At 34.4% G+C, this 17,974-nt stretch carries 23 protein-coding genes; all 23 read left to right on the top strand.

All coding sequences use genetic code 11. The features are described from left to right. Positions 1 to 271: 271 nt before the first annotated feature. A complete protein-coding gene (locus ACSBPO_RS08315) occupies positions 272 to 1,498 on the top strand; it encodes a substrate-binding domain-containing protein (protein ID WP_442600331.1) in 1,227 nt (408 codons plus the stop codon). Positions 1,499 to 1,571: 73 nt separating this feature from the next. Continuing rightward, entirely contained in the window at positions 1,572 to 2,330 is a 759-nt protein-coding gene (locus ACSBPO_RS08320; RefSeq protein ID WP_442599590.1) for an ABC transporter ATP-binding protein, read from the top strand. After that, positions 2,323 to 3,030: an ABC transporter ATP-binding protein gene (locus ACSBPO_RS08325; RefSeq protein WP_442599591.1), complete on the top strand. Its 708-nt coding sequence runs from the start codon at positions 2,323 to 2,325 to the stop codon at positions 3,028 to 3,030. Before ACSBPO_RS08320 ends, ACSBPO_RS08325 begins: the two co-directional genes overlap by 8 nt. 15 nt (positions 3,031 to 3,045) lie before the next feature. Continuing rightward, positions 3,046 to 3,906, top strand: a complete 861-nt coding sequence (locus ACSBPO_RS08330) for a branched-chain amino acid ABC transporter permease (RefSeq protein WP_442599592.1) — start codon at positions 3,046 to 3,048, stop codon at positions 3,904 to 3,906. A 5-nt stretch (positions 3,907 to 3,911) separates the two neighbouring features. Further along, positions 3,912 to 4,913: a branched-chain amino acid ABC transporter permease gene (locus ACSBPO_RS08335; RefSeq protein ID WP_442599593.1), complete on the top strand. Its 1,002-nt coding sequence runs from the start codon at positions 3,912 to 3,914 to the stop codon at positions 4,911 to 4,913. Positions 4,914 to 4,924: 11 nt separating this feature from the next. Beyond that, on the top strand, positions 4,925 to 5,104 hold the full coding sequence (locus ACSBPO_RS08340) for a hypothetical protein (protein ID WP_442599594.1): 180 nt from the start codon (positions 4,925 to 4,927) through the stop codon (positions 5,102 to 5,104). Between the two features lie 14 nt (positions 5,105 to 5,118). Then, positions 5,119 to 6,135: a 3-oxoacyl-ACP synthase gene (locus ACSBPO_RS08345; protein ID WP_442599595.1), complete on the top strand. Its 1,017-nt coding sequence runs from the start codon at positions 5,119 to 5,121 to the stop codon at positions 6,133 to 6,135. After that, positions 6,132 to 7,055, top strand: a complete 924-nt coding sequence (phaZ, locus tag ACSBPO_RS08350; RefSeq protein ID WP_442599596.1) for an intracellular short-chain-length polyhydroxyalkanoate depolymerase — start codon at positions 6,132 to 6,134, stop codon at positions 7,053 to 7,055. Before ACSBPO_RS08345 ends, phaZ begins: the two co-directional genes overlap by 4 nt. Continuing rightward, complete coding sequence (fabG, locus tag ACSBPO_RS08355; RefSeq protein ID WP_442599597.1) at positions 7,039 to 7,779, top strand: 3-oxoacyl-ACP reductase FabG; 741 nt, start codon at positions 7,039 to 7,041, stop codon at positions 7,777 to 7,779. The genes phaZ and fabG overlap by 17 nt, the downstream gene beginning before the upstream one ends. A gap of 208 nt (positions 7,780 to 7,987) precedes the next feature. Next, a complete protein-coding gene (locus ACSBPO_RS08360) occupies positions 7,988 to 8,830 on the top strand; it encodes a GNAT family N-acetyltransferase (RefSeq protein WP_442599598.1) in 843 nt (280 codons plus the stop codon). 317 nt (positions 8,831 to 9,147) lie between these two features. Further along, the gene (locus ACSBPO_RS08365) at positions 9,148 to 10,230 is read left to right on the top strand and encodes a fatty acid desaturase family protein (protein WP_442599599.1); all 1,083 of its coding nucleotides are present in this window, start codon (positions 9,148 to 9,150) and stop codon (positions 10,228 to 10,230) included. Positions 10,231 to 10,368: 138 nt separating this feature from the next. Next, positions 10,369 to 11,205, top strand: a complete 837-nt coding sequence (locus ACSBPO_RS08370; protein WP_442599600.1) for an EamA family transporter — start codon at positions 10,369 to 10,371, stop codon at positions 11,203 to 11,205. A gap of 25 nt (positions 11,206 to 11,230) precedes the next feature. After that, a complete protein-coding gene (locus tag ACSBPO_RS08375; protein WP_442599601.1) occupies positions 11,231 to 11,701 on the top strand; it encodes a GNAT family N-acetyltransferase in 471 nt (156 codons plus the stop codon). An 8-nt stretch (positions 11,702 to 11,709) separates the two neighbouring features. Continuing rightward, positions 11,710 to 12,102 carry a thiol-disulfide oxidoreductase DCC family protein gene (locus ACSBPO_RS08380; RefSeq protein ID WP_442599602.1) on the top strand — a complete coding sequence of 131 codons (393 nt, stop codon included), beginning with the start codon at positions 11,710 to 11,712 and terminating at the stop codon, positions 12,100 to 12,102. Between the two features lie 104 nt (positions 12,103 to 12,206). Continuing rightward, complete coding sequence (locus tag ACSBPO_RS08385) at positions 12,207 to 12,629, top strand: Ig-like domain-containing protein (RefSeq protein WP_442599603.1); 423 nt, start codon at positions 12,207 to 12,209, stop codon at positions 12,627 to 12,629. Between the two features lie 297 nt (positions 12,630 to 12,926). Further along, complete coding sequence (locus ACSBPO_RS08390) at positions 12,927 to 13,451, top strand: HD domain-containing protein (protein WP_442599604.1); 525 nt, start codon at positions 12,927 to 12,929, stop codon at positions 13,449 to 13,451. A 151-nt stretch (positions 13,452 to 13,602) separates the two neighbouring features. Next, positions 13,603 to 14,064: a DinB family protein gene (locus ACSBPO_RS08395; RefSeq protein WP_442599605.1), complete on the top strand. Its 462-nt coding sequence runs from the start codon at positions 13,603 to 13,605 to the stop codon at positions 14,062 to 14,064. A gap of 161 nt (positions 14,065 to 14,225) precedes the next feature. Continuing rightward, positions 14,226 to 15,323, top strand: coding sequence for a stage II sporulation protein P (spoIIP, locus tag ACSBPO_RS08400; RefSeq protein ID WP_442599606.1), 1,098 nt, complete (start codon positions 14,226 to 14,228; stop codon positions 15,321 to 15,323). Between the two features lie 26 nt (positions 15,324 to 15,349). Then, entirely contained in the window at positions 15,350 to 15,925 is a 576-nt protein-coding gene (locus tag ACSBPO_RS08405) for a glycerol-3-phosphate acyltransferase (RefSeq protein ID WP_442599607.1), read from the top strand. Next, positions 15,909 to 16,517, top strand: a complete 609-nt coding sequence (locus tag ACSBPO_RS08410) for a GNAT family N-acetyltransferase (RefSeq protein ID WP_442599608.1) — start codon at positions 15,909 to 15,911, stop codon at positions 16,515 to 16,517. Before ACSBPO_RS08405 ends, ACSBPO_RS08410 begins: the two co-directional genes overlap by 17 nt. A gap of 195 nt (positions 16,518 to 16,712) precedes the next feature. Further along, a complete protein-coding gene (locus ACSBPO_RS08415) occupies positions 16,713 to 16,913 on the top strand; it encodes a cold-shock protein (protein WP_442599609.1) in 201 nt (66 codons plus the stop codon). 415 nt (positions 16,914 to 17,328) lie between these two features. Further along, positions 17,329 to 17,478 carry a YycC family protein gene (locus ACSBPO_RS08420; protein ID WP_442599610.1) on the top strand — a complete coding sequence of 50 codons (150 nt, stop codon included), beginning with the start codon at positions 17,329 to 17,331 and terminating at the stop codon, positions 17,476 to 17,478. Between the two features lie 208 nt (positions 17,479 to 17,686). Then, complete coding sequence (locus ACSBPO_RS08425; RefSeq protein WP_442599611.1) at positions 17,687 to 17,881, top strand: DUF4177 domain-containing protein; 195 nt, start codon at positions 17,687 to 17,689, stop codon at positions 17,879 to 17,881. Positions 17,882 to 17,974 lie beyond the last annotated feature (93 nt).

Here is a 17,974-nt window from a genome sequence, read left to right on the forward strand (position 1 = left end):
TTACTTATAGGTAAGATAGTATAACTTTTTGGGATTTCGAAAATTGTCTAGCTCCAGCGCCTAGCCCCTCGAGGTCAAATAACCTCTAGCGTAAGAAGTCAAAGTTCAGACTTCTTACGCTAGAGAACATTTGCTTGTCGGGGCTAACCAAGGCGCTTGCGCTTTTCTTGTCTGTAACTCTTTTGTAACTGTCCCCTAATATGATTAAGTTAAAGTTTTTGAGTTTTCAAAAAAATAAGGGGGAAATAAAGTGAAAATATTCTCACGGAAAATGGTTTTTATTCAGTTGCTAGCTTTTTTAATGATTTTTACAAGTGCATGTAGTTCCAGTTCAGAGAAAACCTCTGAGGAACCAAAGGACAATGGTGAGAACAAAACAGAAGTGAAAAATACAGAGCCTATCAAAATTGGACTACTTGCTTCACAAACAGGTGGACTTGAATCCTACGGAAAACAAACGATTCAAGGATTTGAACTTGGATTAGAATATGCAACCGGCGGAACAAACGAAGTGGCAGGTAGAAAAATTCAAGTAATTATTGAAGATACTGAAACAAAACCAGAGGTCGCTGTTCAAAAGGCAACCAAGTTATTAGAAGAAGATGGTGTTGATTTCTTAGTTGGATCTTCCAGCTCAGGAGATACTTTAGCTGTCCTTCCATTAGCGGAAGAATATGAAAAAATTATGGTTGTAGAACCGGCTGTCGCAGATAGTATTACAGGATCAGAGTTCAATAAGTATATTTTCCGCACAGGTCGTAATTCTTCTCAGGATGCGGTAGCGGGTGCGGCGGCGATTGCTAAAGAGGGTGTGAAGATTGCTACATTAGCTCCAGATTATTCATTTGGACGTGATGGTGTAACGGCATTCAAAGAGGCTGCTGAAAAACTTGGAGCAGAAATTATTCATGAAGAATATGCGGATCCTGCTGCAACAGATTTTACTTCTAATATTCAAAAGATCATTGATGCTAAACCAGATTATCTATTTGTTATTTGGGCGGGGGCTAATTCGCCTTGGAACCAAATTGCTGATATGAAGGTACAAGATAAAGGAATTAAAATTTCTACAGGTGCTCCAGATATTCCAGCTTTAGCTACAATGGAAGCTTTAATAGGCATGGAAGGTTTCTCCGTTTATTATCATGACCTACCGCAAAATGATATTAATAAATGGTTAGTAGATGAGCATAAAAAGCGTTTTAATGGGGAAGTACCAGACTTATTTACTCCGGGTGGTATGAGTGCTGCGATTGCGATTGTAGAAGCTTTAAAGAAAACTGAAGGGGATGCGAATGCAGATACACTAATTAGCACAATGGAAGGAATGAGCTTTGAAACGCCAAAAGGTACTATGACATTCCGTCCAGAGGATCACCAAGCCTTACAAAGCTTATATGCGATTAAATTGGTGAAAAAGGATGGAGTTCCATATCCAGTTCCTGAATTAATCCGTGAATTAACGCCTGAGGAAACTGCTCCTCCAATCAGAAACTAAGCTTGATTAAAACAAAAAATGAACTTCGGTATTGTCTACCGAAGTTCATTATTTCTATAAGTGGGGTGAATGTATGACAACTTTAATTGAAACGAAAGATCTTACGATTACCTTTGGTGGTCATACTGCCGTTGATAAGGTCACAATCTCGGTTCCTCGAAATCATTTTAAATCGATTATCGGACCGAATGGTGCAGGAAAAACGACTTTTTTTAATTTATTAAGTGGACAATTAATGCCTTCAAGTGGATCCATACATTTGAATGGAAAAGATATAACGAAATATAGTCCTACCAAAAGAACCCGCGAAGGAATCGGCAGGTCATTTCAAATTACGAATGTGTTTCCTAATTTAACGGTGCTCGAAAATGTCCGTTTAGCGGTTCAATCTCAGGCAGGTAATCGCTATAGGATGTTTTCGCATTTTAAAAGATTCGAGGAGTATGAGGCTAAGGGAATTGAGTGGTTAAGATTGGTTTTGTTAGAGGATAAAAAGGATTCGATAGCTAAAAATTTAGCACATGGGGAAAAAAGAAAGTTAGAGATTGCTATGCTCTTAGCTTTAGAAACAGAGATTTTATTATTAGATGAACCAACTGCTGGAATGTCATTAGAGGAAGTTCCGGCTATCTTAGAGGTTATCCGAAAAATAAAGGAGCAGGGAAATCGAACCATCATTTTAATCGAGCACAAAATGGACATGATTCTCGATTTATCGGATTCAGTAATGGTGTTATTCAATGGCAGATTACTAGCTGATGGAACACCTGAAGAAATTATGCAAAATGAGTTGGTTCAGTCAGCATACTTAGGGGGCCTTTATGATGAGTGATTTATTAAAACTTAATGGAATTGAGACCTATATTGGTCAATACCATATCCTGCAAGGTGTGTCCCTTGAAGTGAAAAAAGGTGAAGTAACCGTCCTTTTAGGGAGGAATGGAGCAGGTAAGACAACCACTTTACGGACTATTATGGGGTTGAATCCTGCATCAAAGGGGACAATTACATTTAAAGGAGAAGAAATTCAGAAATTACCTACTTACACCGTTGCAAAAAAAGGAATTGGATATGTACCGGAAGACCAGGGGATCTTTGCGGGTTTAACCGTTGAGGAAAATATGAGGGTGGCTATTCAAAAAGACGATGCAGAGACAAATGCTAGAATGAATTATATTTTGGATCTTTTTCCCGATTTGAAAAAGTTTTGGAAAAAACCAGGTGGACTCCTAAGTGGGGGGCAAAAGCAGATGCTTTCAATCGCGAGAGCCTATATTAATAATAACGAATTATTATTAATTGATGAGCCTAGTAAAGGCTTGGCACCTATTGTCGTTGAAAAGGTAATGGAATCAATTGTTCAGATGAAAAATCAAACAACAATTGTACTAGTGGAACAAAATTTTATGATGGCAAGTACAATTGGGGATCGTTTTTACATTATAGATGATGGAAGAACTGTAAGTAATGGAGAAATGTATGAATTAAAACAAGACACCGAAATGCGGAAAAAATATTTAGGAATTGCATAGAAAGGAGGGCCAACTTTGGAAGTATTGTTGAATTTATCATTGAACGGATTAGCTACAGGTATGTTAGTTTTTCTATTAGCTGCAGGGTTAACACTAATCTTTGGTTTAATGGATGTTCTTAATTTTGCACATGGTGGATTATTCGCCTGGGGAGCGTATAGCGGAATATGGATATATTCTCAAACTGGCAGCTTTTTGATAGGGATAATCGGTGCCATATTAGTAGGGTTTTTGCTTGGTATTCTAACAGAAAAGTGGATTATCAAACCCGTATATGGAAATCATGTTCAACAAATTTTAATTACGTTAGGGCTAATGCTTGTATTATCCGAAATGTTAAAAGTGATCTGGGGACCCAATCAAATTTCAGCCAATCCTCCTTCCTATTTAGCGGGTAGCTGGGATATCGGTGGGGTTATCATTATTAAATATCGATTGTTTATCATATTTGTCGGGCTTCTTGTATTTGCAGCAGTTCAATATATGCTATCAAAAACCAAAATAGGTTTGGTTGTACGAGCGGGTGTGATGAATAAAGAGATGGTTCAGGCACTCGGAATAAATATTAAAAGAGTTTTTATGTTTGTCTTTATGATAGGGGCAGGTATGGCTGCTTTAAGTGGAGTTTTACTTGGGCCTTATTCAGGAGTTATCCATGCTGAAATGGGATTAGAATTCGCGATATTAGCCTTTATTGTAGTGGTTATTGGTGGAATGGGAAGTTTCAAAGGATCCCTATTAGCAGCTGCATTAGTGGGTTTATCAGGGTCTTTTATGGCCTATTATGTTCCAGATTTAGCTTTAGCGGCAAATATGTTATTGATGGCTGTAGTATTAGTTTTTAGACCACAAGGATTATTTGGAATGAAGGGGTGAAAGAAATGAAATGGATCCATAACAATCGCATGAATGGTATTTATCTTCTCTTTGCAGCCTTTTTACTCCTCATACCTTTTGTCTATGATTCTCGGAGTTTATTGATTTTGTTGACACAAATATTTATTTTTTCTATCTTTGCCATGAGCTATGACTTATTGCTTGGTTATACAGGTATCGTTTCGTTCGGCCATGCGATGTTTTTTGGTATTGGTGCGTATTCGATAGGAATCTTTATGAAACGATTTGAAGCAACAACAGTTAACTTTGTGTTAGCCATTATTACAACCATTGTATTGACAGCAATTATTAGTTTTTTTGTTGGTTTATTAACATTAAGATTAAAAAGCCATTTTTATGCGATGTTAACTTTATCATTGTCAGGTTTGTTCCTCGTGCTAGCAGAAAAGTGGAGAACTTTAACGTATGGGAATGATGGTTTTACCTTCCGCGTACCTGAATTTTTGAAAGATCGAACAGATTTCTATTTGATTTGTTTGCTAAGTATGGTCCTACTGTTTTTTATTTTAAAAAGATTTACGAATTCTCCGCTAGGCAGAGTTTTACAAGCAATTAGAGAGAATGAACAAAGAACAGAGTCACTAGGATACCAGGTATTACATTATAAAATTATTGCTAGTATTTTTTCTGGGGTTATAGCTGGATTAGCTGGAATTTTATATTCGATTTCCTTACGATTCGTGAATACCAGTGTTTTTACAATGGATATTACACTCGATGCCTTACTGATGACGATAATCGGAGGAGTTGGAACGTTAGTTGGTGCGATAATTGGTGCAGGTCTCATCGAGTTTGCCCATCATTGGTTAACGGCACTTGCTAAAGAGCATTGGATTTTTGAAAGATGGATTATTTTCTTCGGAATCATATATATATTGGCAGTTATGTTTTTCCCGCTTGGAATTGTAGGGACAATAAAAAACATAAAGTGGAGGCGGACAAAACAAACGAGTGTGGTTAAGAAAGAAAAAGAGTTAGCTCGTTAGGAGAGGATTGTATGGAAACTAGGCAGATTTCATCCTTTATCGTACGTTTTCAATTAACAGACCGAATAGAAGAAACCAATGAGAAACAATGGAGAATTAAGGTAACACATGTTCAAGAGGATGATGAAAACCTATTTGAATCAATAGAGGATGCAATGGTTTTTATGAAAAAAGTGGTAGAAGATTCATAAGTTGAGGTGCACACATGAATATTGGAATTGTTAGTACCGGTATCTATATACCTGAAAACTATATAACTGGTAAAGAAATTTCAGAAAAGGCAGGAATTCCCATTACTGTTGTGGAAGAGAAAATGGGAATCATGAAAAAACCTATTCCTGGTGACGAAGATCACACCTGTGAAATGGGGATAAAAGCTGCTAGAAAAGCACTAGAAAAAGAAAACATCCTTCCATCTGAGATTGATTTGGTTATTTATATTGGTGAAGAACACAAGGAATATCCACTTTGGACAGCGGGAATTAAACTTCAGGAAGCTATCGGTGCCTATAACGCGTGGGCATTTGATGTAGCGCTTCGATGTGGAACAACGATGATGGCCTTAAAACTAGCCAAAAGTTTAATGATGACAGATCCTTCTATTCAAACTGTTTTGTTAGCAGGGGGCTATCGTAATGTGGATTTTATCAATTACGAAAATCCACGAACTAGATTTATGTTTAATCTAGCAGCAGGTGGAGGAGCTATCATTCTTAGAAAAAACCATCATGAAAATTTATTACTTGAAACCGAAATGATGACAGATGGCTCTTTTTCAGAAGATGTTGTAGTTGTCGCAGGAGGGACTAAACATCCAATTTCTAAGGAAGCACTTGAGTCGAAGCTTAATTATTTAGATGTGCTAGACCCAGAAGGTATGAAGCAAAGACTTGAACAAAAATCAATGGACAACTTTTTAAAGGTCATTAAAAATTCCGTTAAAAAGAGTGGATATGAGGTGTCAGATATTAATTATCTTGGGATACTTCACATGAAACGATCTGCACACGAATATGTTTTAAGAGAATTAGGCTTGTCTGAAGATCAATCTATTTATCTAGAAGACTATGGTCATATTGGACAAATTGATCAAATATTATCATTAGAACTGGCTCTTGATCATGGGAAGGTGAAAGATGGAGATTTGGTTGTTCTTGTAAGTGCTGGTATTGGATATGCCTGGGGAGCAACAACCATAAAATGGGGAGGCGATAAACAATGAAAAAGATTTTGTTTAAAGAAGCATTATTACCAAATGGAGAAAAACTTACCTATCGAGAACGAGAAGGTGGTGAAAAAAAGGTTTTACTCATTCATGGTAACATGACATCCTCAAAACACTGGGACTTGGTACTTGAAAATATGGATGAATCTTTTAACCTATTTGCGGTTGATTTAAGAGGATTTGGTGGATCCAGTTATCTCGAACCAATTCAATCCATTAAAGATTTTTCTGATGATGTAAAACTTTTTGTTGATGAAATTGGTCTTAAGGATTTTTCAATTGTTGGATGGTCTACAGGTGGAGCAGTAGGAATGCAATTTGTAGCAGACTATCCAGGGTATTGTGAAAAATTAGTTCTTCTTGCTTCTGCCTCTACAAGGGGCTATCCATTTTATGGAACAGACAGTACTGGTCAAGTTGATCTTCATAATAGGATTCAATCCTATGAGGGAATAAAAAATGATACAATTAGAACCATTCCAATACAAGGGGCTTATGATTCTGGCAATCGTGATTTGTTAAAAGCCATCTGGAATTCTCTTATATATACAAAAAATCAACCTCAACCAGAAAAATACGAAGAGTATGTCGATGATATGATCACCCAAAGAAATTTAGCCGAGGTGTACCATGCATTAAATACATTCAATATCAGCAACGAAGATCATTGTGCAGCAGGAGGTACAGGAGGAGTAAATAAACTGAATATCCCTATCCTTGTTCTTCGTGGTGACCGTGATTTGGTTATTTCTGAGCAGATGAATAAAGAGCTTTTAAGCGATTTAGGAGAAAAAGCAAAATTTATAGAGTTAAAGGATTGTGGACATTCTCCTTTGGTTGATGATTTAACACAGCTATTAAACTCTATGTCTGAATTTTTAAATAGTCGAGGTGTTGAAGTTGAGGTTAAAGGATAAAGTAGCCATTATCACGGGTGCTGCAAATGGGATTGGATTAGCTGCGGCTGAAGTATTTGCACGTGAAGGAGCCAAGGTGGCATTAGCTGATTTTAATGAGCAACAAGGTATCGAAAGTACAAATCTATTAAAGGAGAAAGGGTATGATGTTGCCTTTTTTCAAGTGAATGTAGCTGAACGTGAAAGTGTAAATTCCATGGTATCTGATGTATTAGAAACTTTTGGTAGAATAGACATTCTCGTAAATAATGCTGGAATTACAAAGGATGGAATGCTTTCTAAATTAAGTGTAGAAGACTTCCAAAAGGTAATTGATGTTAATTTAACAGGTGTTTTCCATTGTACTCAAGCGGTTCTTCCAGCAATGGTTGAACAAGGAAAAGGCAAAATTATTAGTACCTCTTCTGTTTCAGGCGTTTATGGAAATGTTGGTCAAACCAATTATGCAGCAACGAAAGCTGGGGTAATAGGGATGACAAAAACCTGGGCTAAAGAGCTTGGACGTAAAGGGATAAATGTAAACGCAGTAGCACCAGGATTCATTGAAACGGGCATGACAGCAAAGGTGCCAGATAAGATTTTAGATCAAATGAAAATGATGGTTCCACTTGGAAGACTCGGCATCCCTGAGGATATTGCTAATGCTTATTTATTTTTAGCTTCTGAAGAGTCCAATTATGTTAATGGAACTGTTCTTCATGTTGATGGTGGTATTATGATGTAGAAAAAGCTTGTAAAAAGGAAGTCCAATTTGCGGATCTCCTTTTTTTATATTAAATATTTAATTATCACGATATGTATGATAAAGTTGATTTGTAATAGGAATATTTTAGTAGAAATGGAGGAGATTTGTAACGACACAACGTAACGCATTTCTGTTTTTTATTTTTCAATGAATAGCGAAAAATAAAAAATAGATGGAGAGAGTAAAGATGATATTTGAACTTAAAAAGAATGATTATATTAAAATAAAGCCACTATTAAGAGGACTTGAAGATCATCCAGTAATCAATGGTGTTATCCAAGGAAATAATGTTGGGAAAATATTTGTTGATAATCTTGATGAGCCAACTACCTCATTGGTTTGGGCTAAAATGGAAATGTTCTATCTGATTGGTAATTGTGAAAATCACAATTTTACAAGACAACTAGAATCATTTATTTTTAACACGATAAAACCTGAGGCATTAGCGATAGGTGATACCGATTTTAACCTTGAGGTGTATCCTTATCAAGATTGGATAGAGAAAGTTCCTAATCTATTTTCAGTTTCATTAAAGATGGGCTATAGAGTACCATTTATATTTGAAAAGGATTCTTTTAAACATTTTTTTGAAAAGCCATTTACGCTTGCTGAAGGATATGAAATCCATCTGATTGATCAAAATGTAATTCATATGGATCGTGATCGGGTAATTGAAGAAGAAATCTTAAAGTTTTGGGAGTCATTAGACCAATTTTTAAATATAGGTATTGGCTATTGTATTACTAATAATGATAATGTGATTGGAACCTGTATATCCGTTTTTGTGGCTGATAAAGAGTATGAAATTGGTATTAATACTTATAGTACAGAGCACCGTGGGAAAGGATTAGCCACAGCTTTAGCACGCGAATTTGTTCGAGAATGTCTTCATAATGGTTACACACCACATTGGACGACGGAAAGTTTTCGAATGGATTCAATAGCGATTGCGAAAAAAATAGGATTCAAACAACTACCCAATTATAAGGTGTTTTATCTTCCTTTTGAAGGATGGGTTATAGAAGTATAAGAAGTTGGAACCTCCTTTTTGGGAGGTTTTTTTTATTTTTTAATTAAAAAATAATTATTTGTAAAAAATAACTTAGGGGAAAATATGGGATTGGAAATTTAGTACCTAGTATTAATAAGGTTTTAACACAATATGATAAATCTCTTAATATAATGAATATTTTCCCATTGTTCTAATTGTTATTTACTGTTAGGATTAGATACTAGATGGAATAGTTTGAAAAATAATTTTCATTTTATTCCGGAATTAGAACTAAAAAGGAAAATAGATCTGTTCCCTATATTAATGTTTGTTTTTTAGATCGAAAGGAGCAAAATATGAAAGAATTAAAAACTTTTGGTTGGTATGCTGCAAGAGTATCTCCTCATTTACCAAAAGAAGCCTTTAAGCCGGTTCCTACACGTCTATTCGGAGGATTTGCTTATCTTCTTATCACTCTAGCAGGTATTTTATCGGTATCGCTTATCGAATTACCTATTTGGGCAAGTATTATCATTTCTATAGTGATTGGTTTGGGCTTTGCAGGAATGTGTTTTTTAGGCCATGAAATCTTACATGGTACAGTTGTAAGAAAACCACTCCTAAGAGACTTTTTGGGGGCTGTTTCCTTTTTCTCATTGAGCATTGGTCCAAGGCTATGGCGTAAGTGGCATAATATGAACCATCATATTCATACTCAACACGAACATAAAGACCCAGACACTTGGGCAACTGCTGAGTTCATATCAGATAGACCACTTCTTGCTGTGTTTTTTAAATTACCAAAGTTTGTTCGTTCCATATTTTTTGTTATCTTTTTAACCTTTAATTTTACGCTCCATTCTACTAGAATGTTTTTTGTTTTTATAAAGGACTTTAAACCTAACAAACAGCCATTGGTTTTATTAGAGCTTTTGATACCGTGGGCTACTTGGATTGGATTATTGCTTTTAATTGGACCTGTAAAGTGGATGTTTGCTTATTTAATTCCGGCAGCGATTGCAAACTTTATTATGAGTAGCTATGTTGCAACAAATCATAATTTAAATCCACAAACAGATATCAATGATCCTTTAGCAAACTCACTTTCTGTAACGGTACCGAAATGGATAAATGTGTTACACTTTAATTTTTCGTATCATACTGAACATCATCTTTTCCCTGGAATGAGTTCAAAATTCTATCCTTTAGTAAAAGAAAAAATTAAAGAAATGTGGCCGGAACGATATCATGAAATGTCTATGGAAAAAGCAATGCTAACTCTCTTAAAAACGCCTAGAGTGTATTTTAAGGAAGATGAATTAGTTGATATGTATAATGGAAAGGTCTATAGCGTATTAGGTAAAGGACTAGACCCAAATCATATTAAGGTTCTACGAAAATTAAATCTTAAACAAATACTTTCATTTAATAAGAAGTAAAAAAATCCTCTTGTTTTACGAACAAGAGGATTTTTTTATTAAATAATTTATAGCACTCTTTGAAAAAAGCTACAAAGAATAGGGTAATAGTTGTAAAATGTTGATAATGAATACATAGAATAGAAAGAAGGACATCAGATGTGGTTATTATCTGCACTTGTAACAACCATTTGCTTTGGAACTAACAATACGATTTTTAAGTGGAGTAGTGGACAAGGACTATCGAAAGTGAATATTCAGCTATTTTTTTATGTAATAGCTTTTATTTTAACAAGTGGTTACGCAATACTTATTGGTTCCTTTCATCTTAATCTTATGACAATTATCTTAGGAGCTTTGATAGGGATATTAAATGCAAATGGTAATATTCAAATGACTCGTGCCTTTGAGAAAGGTCCAGCTAGTTTAACGGCACCATTGATAGCGGCAAATGCAATTGTTCCGATTATTGGTGCAGGACTGATTTTTCATGAAACCATTTCTTCCTTCCAGTGGCTTGGAATTATTTTTATGCTTTGCTCCGCAATGGTTATTCAGTATACGCCAAATTCTAAAAGCAATACTCAATATTTACATTGGATCATTCGTATAGTAATGGCCATTCTTTCATTCGGAATCTTAGGGATTTTAATGAAAACAACCTCTTTTCTTCATATCGATTCCCTACATATATTAATGGCTATGTATGGAGGAGGAAGTGTCTATCTCTTGATTACTAGTTTGGTAGGAAAAGAAATAGTAAAAGCCCAAGAAGTAAAAATCGGAAGTATGGTTGGAGTTATTAGTATTGTAGGATACAGTTGTTATTTCTATGCTATACAGAATGGCATTTCATCTATTGTGTTTCCGGTTGTTAGCTTAAATTGTTTAATAGTGGTTTTATCGGGGTGCTACATATATAAGGAAAAATTAAAAGTATATCAGTTAATGGGAGTATTATCTGCTTTATTAGGAGTAGTACTTACAAAACTATAAACATAGAATGGAGAAGGGTGAGTCTATGAGTTTATTTACTAAGGATATGAATGAAGTTTATGCAAAAGAAATCCTAACTTGGAAATACGAAGCTCCATTTGATTTTTATAATATAGATTTTTCGGATGAAGCTTTAGAGGAATTGCTAAACAATAACTATTTTGCCATAGTTAATGACACTAATCAGTTGATTGGATTTTTTTGTTTTGGGAAAGCGGCTCAAGTACCAATTGGAGAAAGGTACGGAGCATATACGGAAGATATGGTTGATTTTGGTTTAGGAATGAAACCAGACCTGACTGGCCAAGGTAAGGGGTTTGAATTCCTAACGTTTATTCTTGATTCCATTAGAGAGACTGAGAAGAAACCCTTACGATTAACAGTTGCGAGCTTTAATAAACGGGCAATTAAATTATATGAGAAGTTGGGATTTGTAAAGGAAATGACTTTTTTATTGAAGGAAACCGAATTTGATACAATGATCCAAAAGAGGTAGGTAGACCTATGTCAGCTATCATATTATTTGATGGGATTTGTAATTTTTGTAATAGCAGTGTCCAATTCATTATTAAGAGGGACCCAAATGGATATTTTAAATACGCTTCTCTTCAGAGTGAAATAGGAAAAAAACTTTTACTGAAACATGGGTTAACAGAAAATGTTGAAAGTATTGTATTATTCATAGATGGAAAGTATTTTATGAAGTCTACCGCCGCTTTACAAATATGTCGAAGATTAACTGGAGCATGGAAGATATTGTCTGTACTTACAGTGGTGCCCGTAACAATAAGAGACTTTTTTTATAACATTATTGCTAAAAATAGATATAAATGGTTCGGGAAACAGGAAAGTTGTATGCTTCCTACGCCTGAAATAAGGGATAGATTCCTAGATTAAGTGAGTGACTTGGGAATTTTTTAATAAAAATGGAAAAAATGTCTTTTTTTCTGTAACTAAATAAAACAATCCCTCGTCATATACTTTTGGAGGAGGGATACTGTATGAATCAAAAATGGATAATTCCTATTTTTGTGTTCTTTCTATTGATTATTTCTATTACCATTTATTTTTCTACTGGCTTACAAATAGAGTCCGCATGGGCCAAAAAAGATAGTGAATTTATTGTTACACCAAAAAAAGTCTGGGAGATTTCCTTTTCTGAAAAAGTAGACCCGTCTTACTTAAAGGAACCATATATATTTGTCACTAATGAACATGGCAAACAGGTAAAGATTTTAGTTTCAAGAGGAAGCGGACCTAAATCCATATTAATCAGTCCTCCGATAGAGGGATATCAATCGAAAATGGACTATACATTAAATATTAATCGAAAGTTCCAATCTATTGATGGTAAGGAATTACGTAGGAATATTAAAATTTTGTTTACTGTTAAGGAAACTGTACCAGTTGTTAGTTCAAGATAAAGATATGTATAGTTTATTTTTCTGCTGAGCGGGTAAAAATAATTAATTATTTTTGGTTATGATAGAAATGTGGCTAAAGACTCCAACTATTTGGAGTCTTTTCTTTAGGGCTCTTTTCTGAAACTTTGTTGCTTGTTGTAACTATAAATAGGCATTTCACCATATAGGGTGTTAAACTCATATGAAACTTAAGAAAAGAGCTGAGCACTAATTAAGAGAGCCCTAAAATCACATTCTATACGAAAACAGCTTTCTTTATCAATCGAAATAAATTAGCAGCTTAGGAGAGATATAATAATGAGAGATGTCACTTTATATCAAATATTTCAGCACCATATAGCTCAAAAATATTTGAACCGTTCCGGTTTAGCACATGCCATTGCTGTTGCTTATCATGCCTATCACCTAGCTAAAGATCATAAAGAAGACCTTGATATTGCAACAAAAGCAGGACTGCTTCATGACATGGGACACTATACCTGGTATAGAAATGGAAAATGGGATTACGATTTGTATAAGCAAAATGATATACATCCAATAAAGGGAGCGGAAAGGGCTCATAAACTTTTAATTAGACTAGGTGAAAATCCAATAAAGGCAAAAGCTATTGCATTAGCGATTTTATTTCATACAGATTCTTTTTTACCTTCCAACGATATCGTAAGAACGCCTTTACAACAAATAGTGAAATGGGCAGATGAAAAGGATGAAGAAGAGGGCGGCATGCACCACTATAGAACCATCGACAATGAGAGAGCAAAAAATAGCATCATACGTCTAGACACATGGATTGAAAGCGAACTACACAATGACAATAAATAACATAAAACAACACCAAATCAACACTGCACCACTTTAAAGGACTGGGGGTCTGACCCCCAGTCCTTTAAAGTGGTGCAGTGAGGTGTTTTAGTTTCTATGTTTTTGATTTTTTGATAAATTATAGAAGAAGTTATAGAAGGGAGATGTGGGGATGAATAATTTGGTTTTTAAGAATTTTGAAATGACTAGAGGGTTTTTCCTTAAAGAGGTTGAGGGTATTTCTCAAGAAGTGGCATCTTTTCAGCCAGATGGTTTCAATAATAATATTCATTGGCATATTGGTCATGTACTTACAGTGACTGAACAATTTATGTTTGGGTTTCCTCGAAAAACGACAAATCTTCCACCTAATTATTTAGAACTGTTTGGTAACGGTACAAAACCAGCAAATTGGACAGAAAATGTTCCATCAGTGGAAGAATTAGTGGTGCAATTAAAAGACCAAGTAGGTAGACTAAATGGGATTTCAGAAGATAGTTTAAATAAATCTTTAATAAAGCCGTTTCTTGGACTTGAAACATTTGGTCAATTGGCTAATATGGCTCTTTTCCACGAAGCAAATCACTTAGGACAAATTCATACAATGAAAAGAATTGTTCAAGTAAAACTGTAATAAAAGATCGATGCTTAAAGGCTCAGAAACCATGTTCCTGAGCCTTAGTACATAAACATTCTCCTTAACCTTGGTCCTATTTCTAGTCTAATCAAGAGGTACCGTTCATAATATTTTAATAGAATCCAAGCTTGAAAAGGGATGATTATATGGAGTTTACAATGTCCAACCTGAAAAATCTTTTGATGATCCCCGTTCTAATAATCTTCTTATTTCTTATACCCACCATTATTTCGATTTCAGATAAAAACTTTTTGAATAATAGTATTAATGATGAGATAGTGACAACAGATTTATTACTTACTTTCCTTAGCTTTGAAAATGCCTCCCTTCGAACCGATATGAATAAGGAGGGTGAATCTATTCTTATTAAGTCCATAAATGTAATGAATAATATCACTAATATAAAAATGAATAATCTTTTAAGTTATATTCAAAATGAAATACCTGGCTATAAGGCAGTCAAAGAAATGGAAAAAGGAGAAATGTACCTTGCCTTCGAGTCTGCGCCTCCTTTGGAAGAATTGAAGAGAGAAAGAGATTTAGCGACTGAAAATAGTCAATTGAGCAACGAAGTTAATCTCGTTGGCGGCAAGATACAAGGTCAAGGTAAAAAGGTATTTATCTATCATACACACAGCTGGGAGTCCTATACCTCTTCGGATAATCCAAAAGTTGTTCCAGTTAAAATAACTGAAGTAGGGGAAATGTTAGGAAAAGCATTAGAGCAAAAAGGCATTTCAGCTGTGGTAGATAAAACAAATATTAGTCAAGAGTTAGAAAAAAAGGGTTGGCCAAGCAATCAATCCTACCAAATATCAAGAAATATTGTCGAAACTGTTATGGCTCAACATAATGATCTTGAATACTTTATTGACTTACATCGTGATTCAGCTCGTAAAGAGCAAACGACATTCATCGTAAATAAAAAGCCATATGCAAGAATTGTCTTTGTGATTGGAGAAGAAAATAATCATTTTGAAAAGAACCTTAAATTAGCAAAGGAATTAAACCAATTTTTAAATGCGAATTACCCAGGAGTGAGTAAAGGGATACTTGGAAAATATGGTGATGGAGTAGATGGAGTTTATAATCAAGATCTTTCTCCAAACTCTTTGGTGATTGAAGTTGGTGGAGTGGATAATAACGAAACAGAAATTACAAACACAGTTAAAATTCTTGCCGAAGCTATTAGCCAACAATATTGGCAGGCGGTTGAGGTAAATGGAAGTAAAGAAAACGATTATTCTGCTAAATAGAAATAAAAAGCTAGGGGAAGAGTAATATGATTTGGACTTATTTAATTGCAAGTTATTTTGTAGGAAACTTGATGTTTGGTTACCTCGTATCAAAGTTTATCTACCATCAAGATATTCGTATCCAAGGAAGTCGTAATGTGGGAGCCCGTAATGCAGGAAGAGTTTATGGAAAAAAGGCATTTATTTTAATTTTCTTAGGTGATGCCATAAAAGGAATTATCGTTGTTTTATGCGGAAAATTTCTTAATTTCTCAGAATCTGTTCAACTATTAGCTTTAGGAATGGCCATCTTAGGCCATATAAAGCCAGCAGTATTGAAATTTAAGGGTGGTAAAGGTATATCGACCTTTATTGGAGGAATCATCGCCTTTGAACCTATTAACGTCATTGTCATCATCATAGCATTTTTATTAACGATTCCTTTTACAAAAAGCTTTACCTTCTCCGGGCTAGGGGCATTATTCATGATCCCCATATTTCTTTATATAAAAGGATATACCTTCATGACATGTATCATTTTGCTTTGTATAATCATCCTCCTTTTGATTGCTCATATGGAAAACATAAAAGAGAGGCTGAGTGAAATTGGAAAAAAAGAATGATTATTTTTATAAAATTGCCTTATTTCAATATGAATTTGAACAAATTCATCAATTAAATTATCAAACCTTTTCCGAAGAAATTCCACAGCATAATAAAAATGAGCAAAAAACATTAGTAGATCCATATCATCATGAAAATACTTATATCATCTGTTTAAACCATCATGAAGTGGTAGGGATGATAGCTGTTAGAGACAATAGGCCTTTTTCATTAGACTGGAAAATAGGTGAGGTGGAAGCGCATCTTCCTATTAGGTCGACAAAATTATGTGAAATAAGATTGTTAGCAGTAAAAAAAGATTTTAGAAATGGACGAGTATTCCTAGGTTTAACTAACTTTTTGGCAAACTATTGTTTGAAAAAAGGTTATGATGCTGCTGTCATTTCAGGAACAGTAAGACAACTAAAACTATATAAGCAAATGGGTTTTGAACCATTTGCAGAATTAACAGGAACAGAAGAAGCGTTATATCAACCGATGTATTTAACAAAACAGACGTTTGAAATCTCATTGGCAGGTAGGATTCTTCAGAAACCTGTTTCATTTTTACAGGGACCAATATCTATTACAGATAAGTTAGATAAACATTAATTACTATACTGTGTTTTGGGAGTCGAATTATCTTTTTCAAAAACAATTAACTTGATTATCTATCCATTTACTGTTACTATAAAGAGGAATTATTTTTGTTCGAGATGTAGGATAAGTGTTAAGCGCTTTGTCTTGATTGTTCCAGAGCAAGGATAGTATTACATTGTGTCACTGAACACGTAGGAGGCAACAAAAATGGAAAAAGGTAAAGTAAAATGGTTTAATGCAGAAAAAGGTTTCGGTTTCATCGAGCGTGAAGCAGGAGACGACGTATTCGTTCACTTCTCTGCAATCCAAGGCGAAGGCTTCAAAACTCTTGACGAAGGTCAAGAAGTAACTTTTGACGTAGAACAAGGTCAACGTGGACCTCAAGCTTCTAACGTTCGTAAAGCTTAATTTTAATGATTTAAAAATAGAAACAGACTCTTTACGAAGAGTCTGTTTTTTTTATTGTCCATAATCATTAGTTATGATTTGCAATAAAAGAGGAACTAAAAATTACACAATGATAAAATGAATACCTTACTGCTTATTTTATTCTTTTTTTAGCGTTTGGTATGAAGTATAGTGCCCTCTCCTACTAATAATCCACTAACAAAGACGTTATCCATCATCCCCTTTGATATACACTCAGATAAGATTAGAATAATATAAGACCAAAAAAAATAAATGATCGCTACAAGGAGCTACACAACTTTAATTAAAATCCCCCAAATTTATTACTAAAAAATATACACTTAGCGAAAATGAAATAAATATATGAAAATGGTACAATGAAAGAAATTGAATGCCAAAAAGGTGGATGAACGATATGAGACCAATGCAAATTTCAGCGGAAACAGCAATGAAACTTTCCGAACAATTAAATGTACCTATCGAACAAATTATGCACATGCCAAAACACATTTTAATAGCAAAACTGGCTGAACTTGAAGCAAAAAAGAAAGAAGAGAAGGAATAAAAAAGAATAATGTTCCTTAAAAAAGTCAGTTTATTTCGAGAGAAGGTTCCCAACTTTGGGAAATATCCATTTTCAATTCCTGCTATAAAAGAATTGAATGAACTCCATTTTACTAAAAATGTTACGTTTTTTGTTGGAGAAGAAAGTGATTAAATTTAATGAAACCCTCTGTATTTTTATTACGTATCTATACTTGGAGGGGATATAAATGGAAAAATTAGAATATAAAACCATTAAATTTAAACCTGAAGGATTTATCAAAAATGAGATTAATTTGGAAGAAGTTGACCGTGAATTAAATATATTAAGCTCAGAGGGGTGGCAAGTAGTTACTTCTTTCCCCGTAGATGTTAATGGTCATACAACCGGAGTTTATTTTACATTAAAAAGATTGAAATTATAAATGAGTTAAGCACTGCACATATGCAGTGCTTTTTTTTATTATTGTAACTAACTTGTAACTAAAAAAACGTACACTATCTTCATCAATAATAAA

The sequence above is a fragment of the Neobacillus sp. D3-1R genome (genome assembly GCF_052180215.1).
In the GTDB taxonomy this organism is placed as follows: Bacteria; Bacillota; Bacilli; order Bacillales; family Cytobacillaceae; genus Pseudoneobacillus.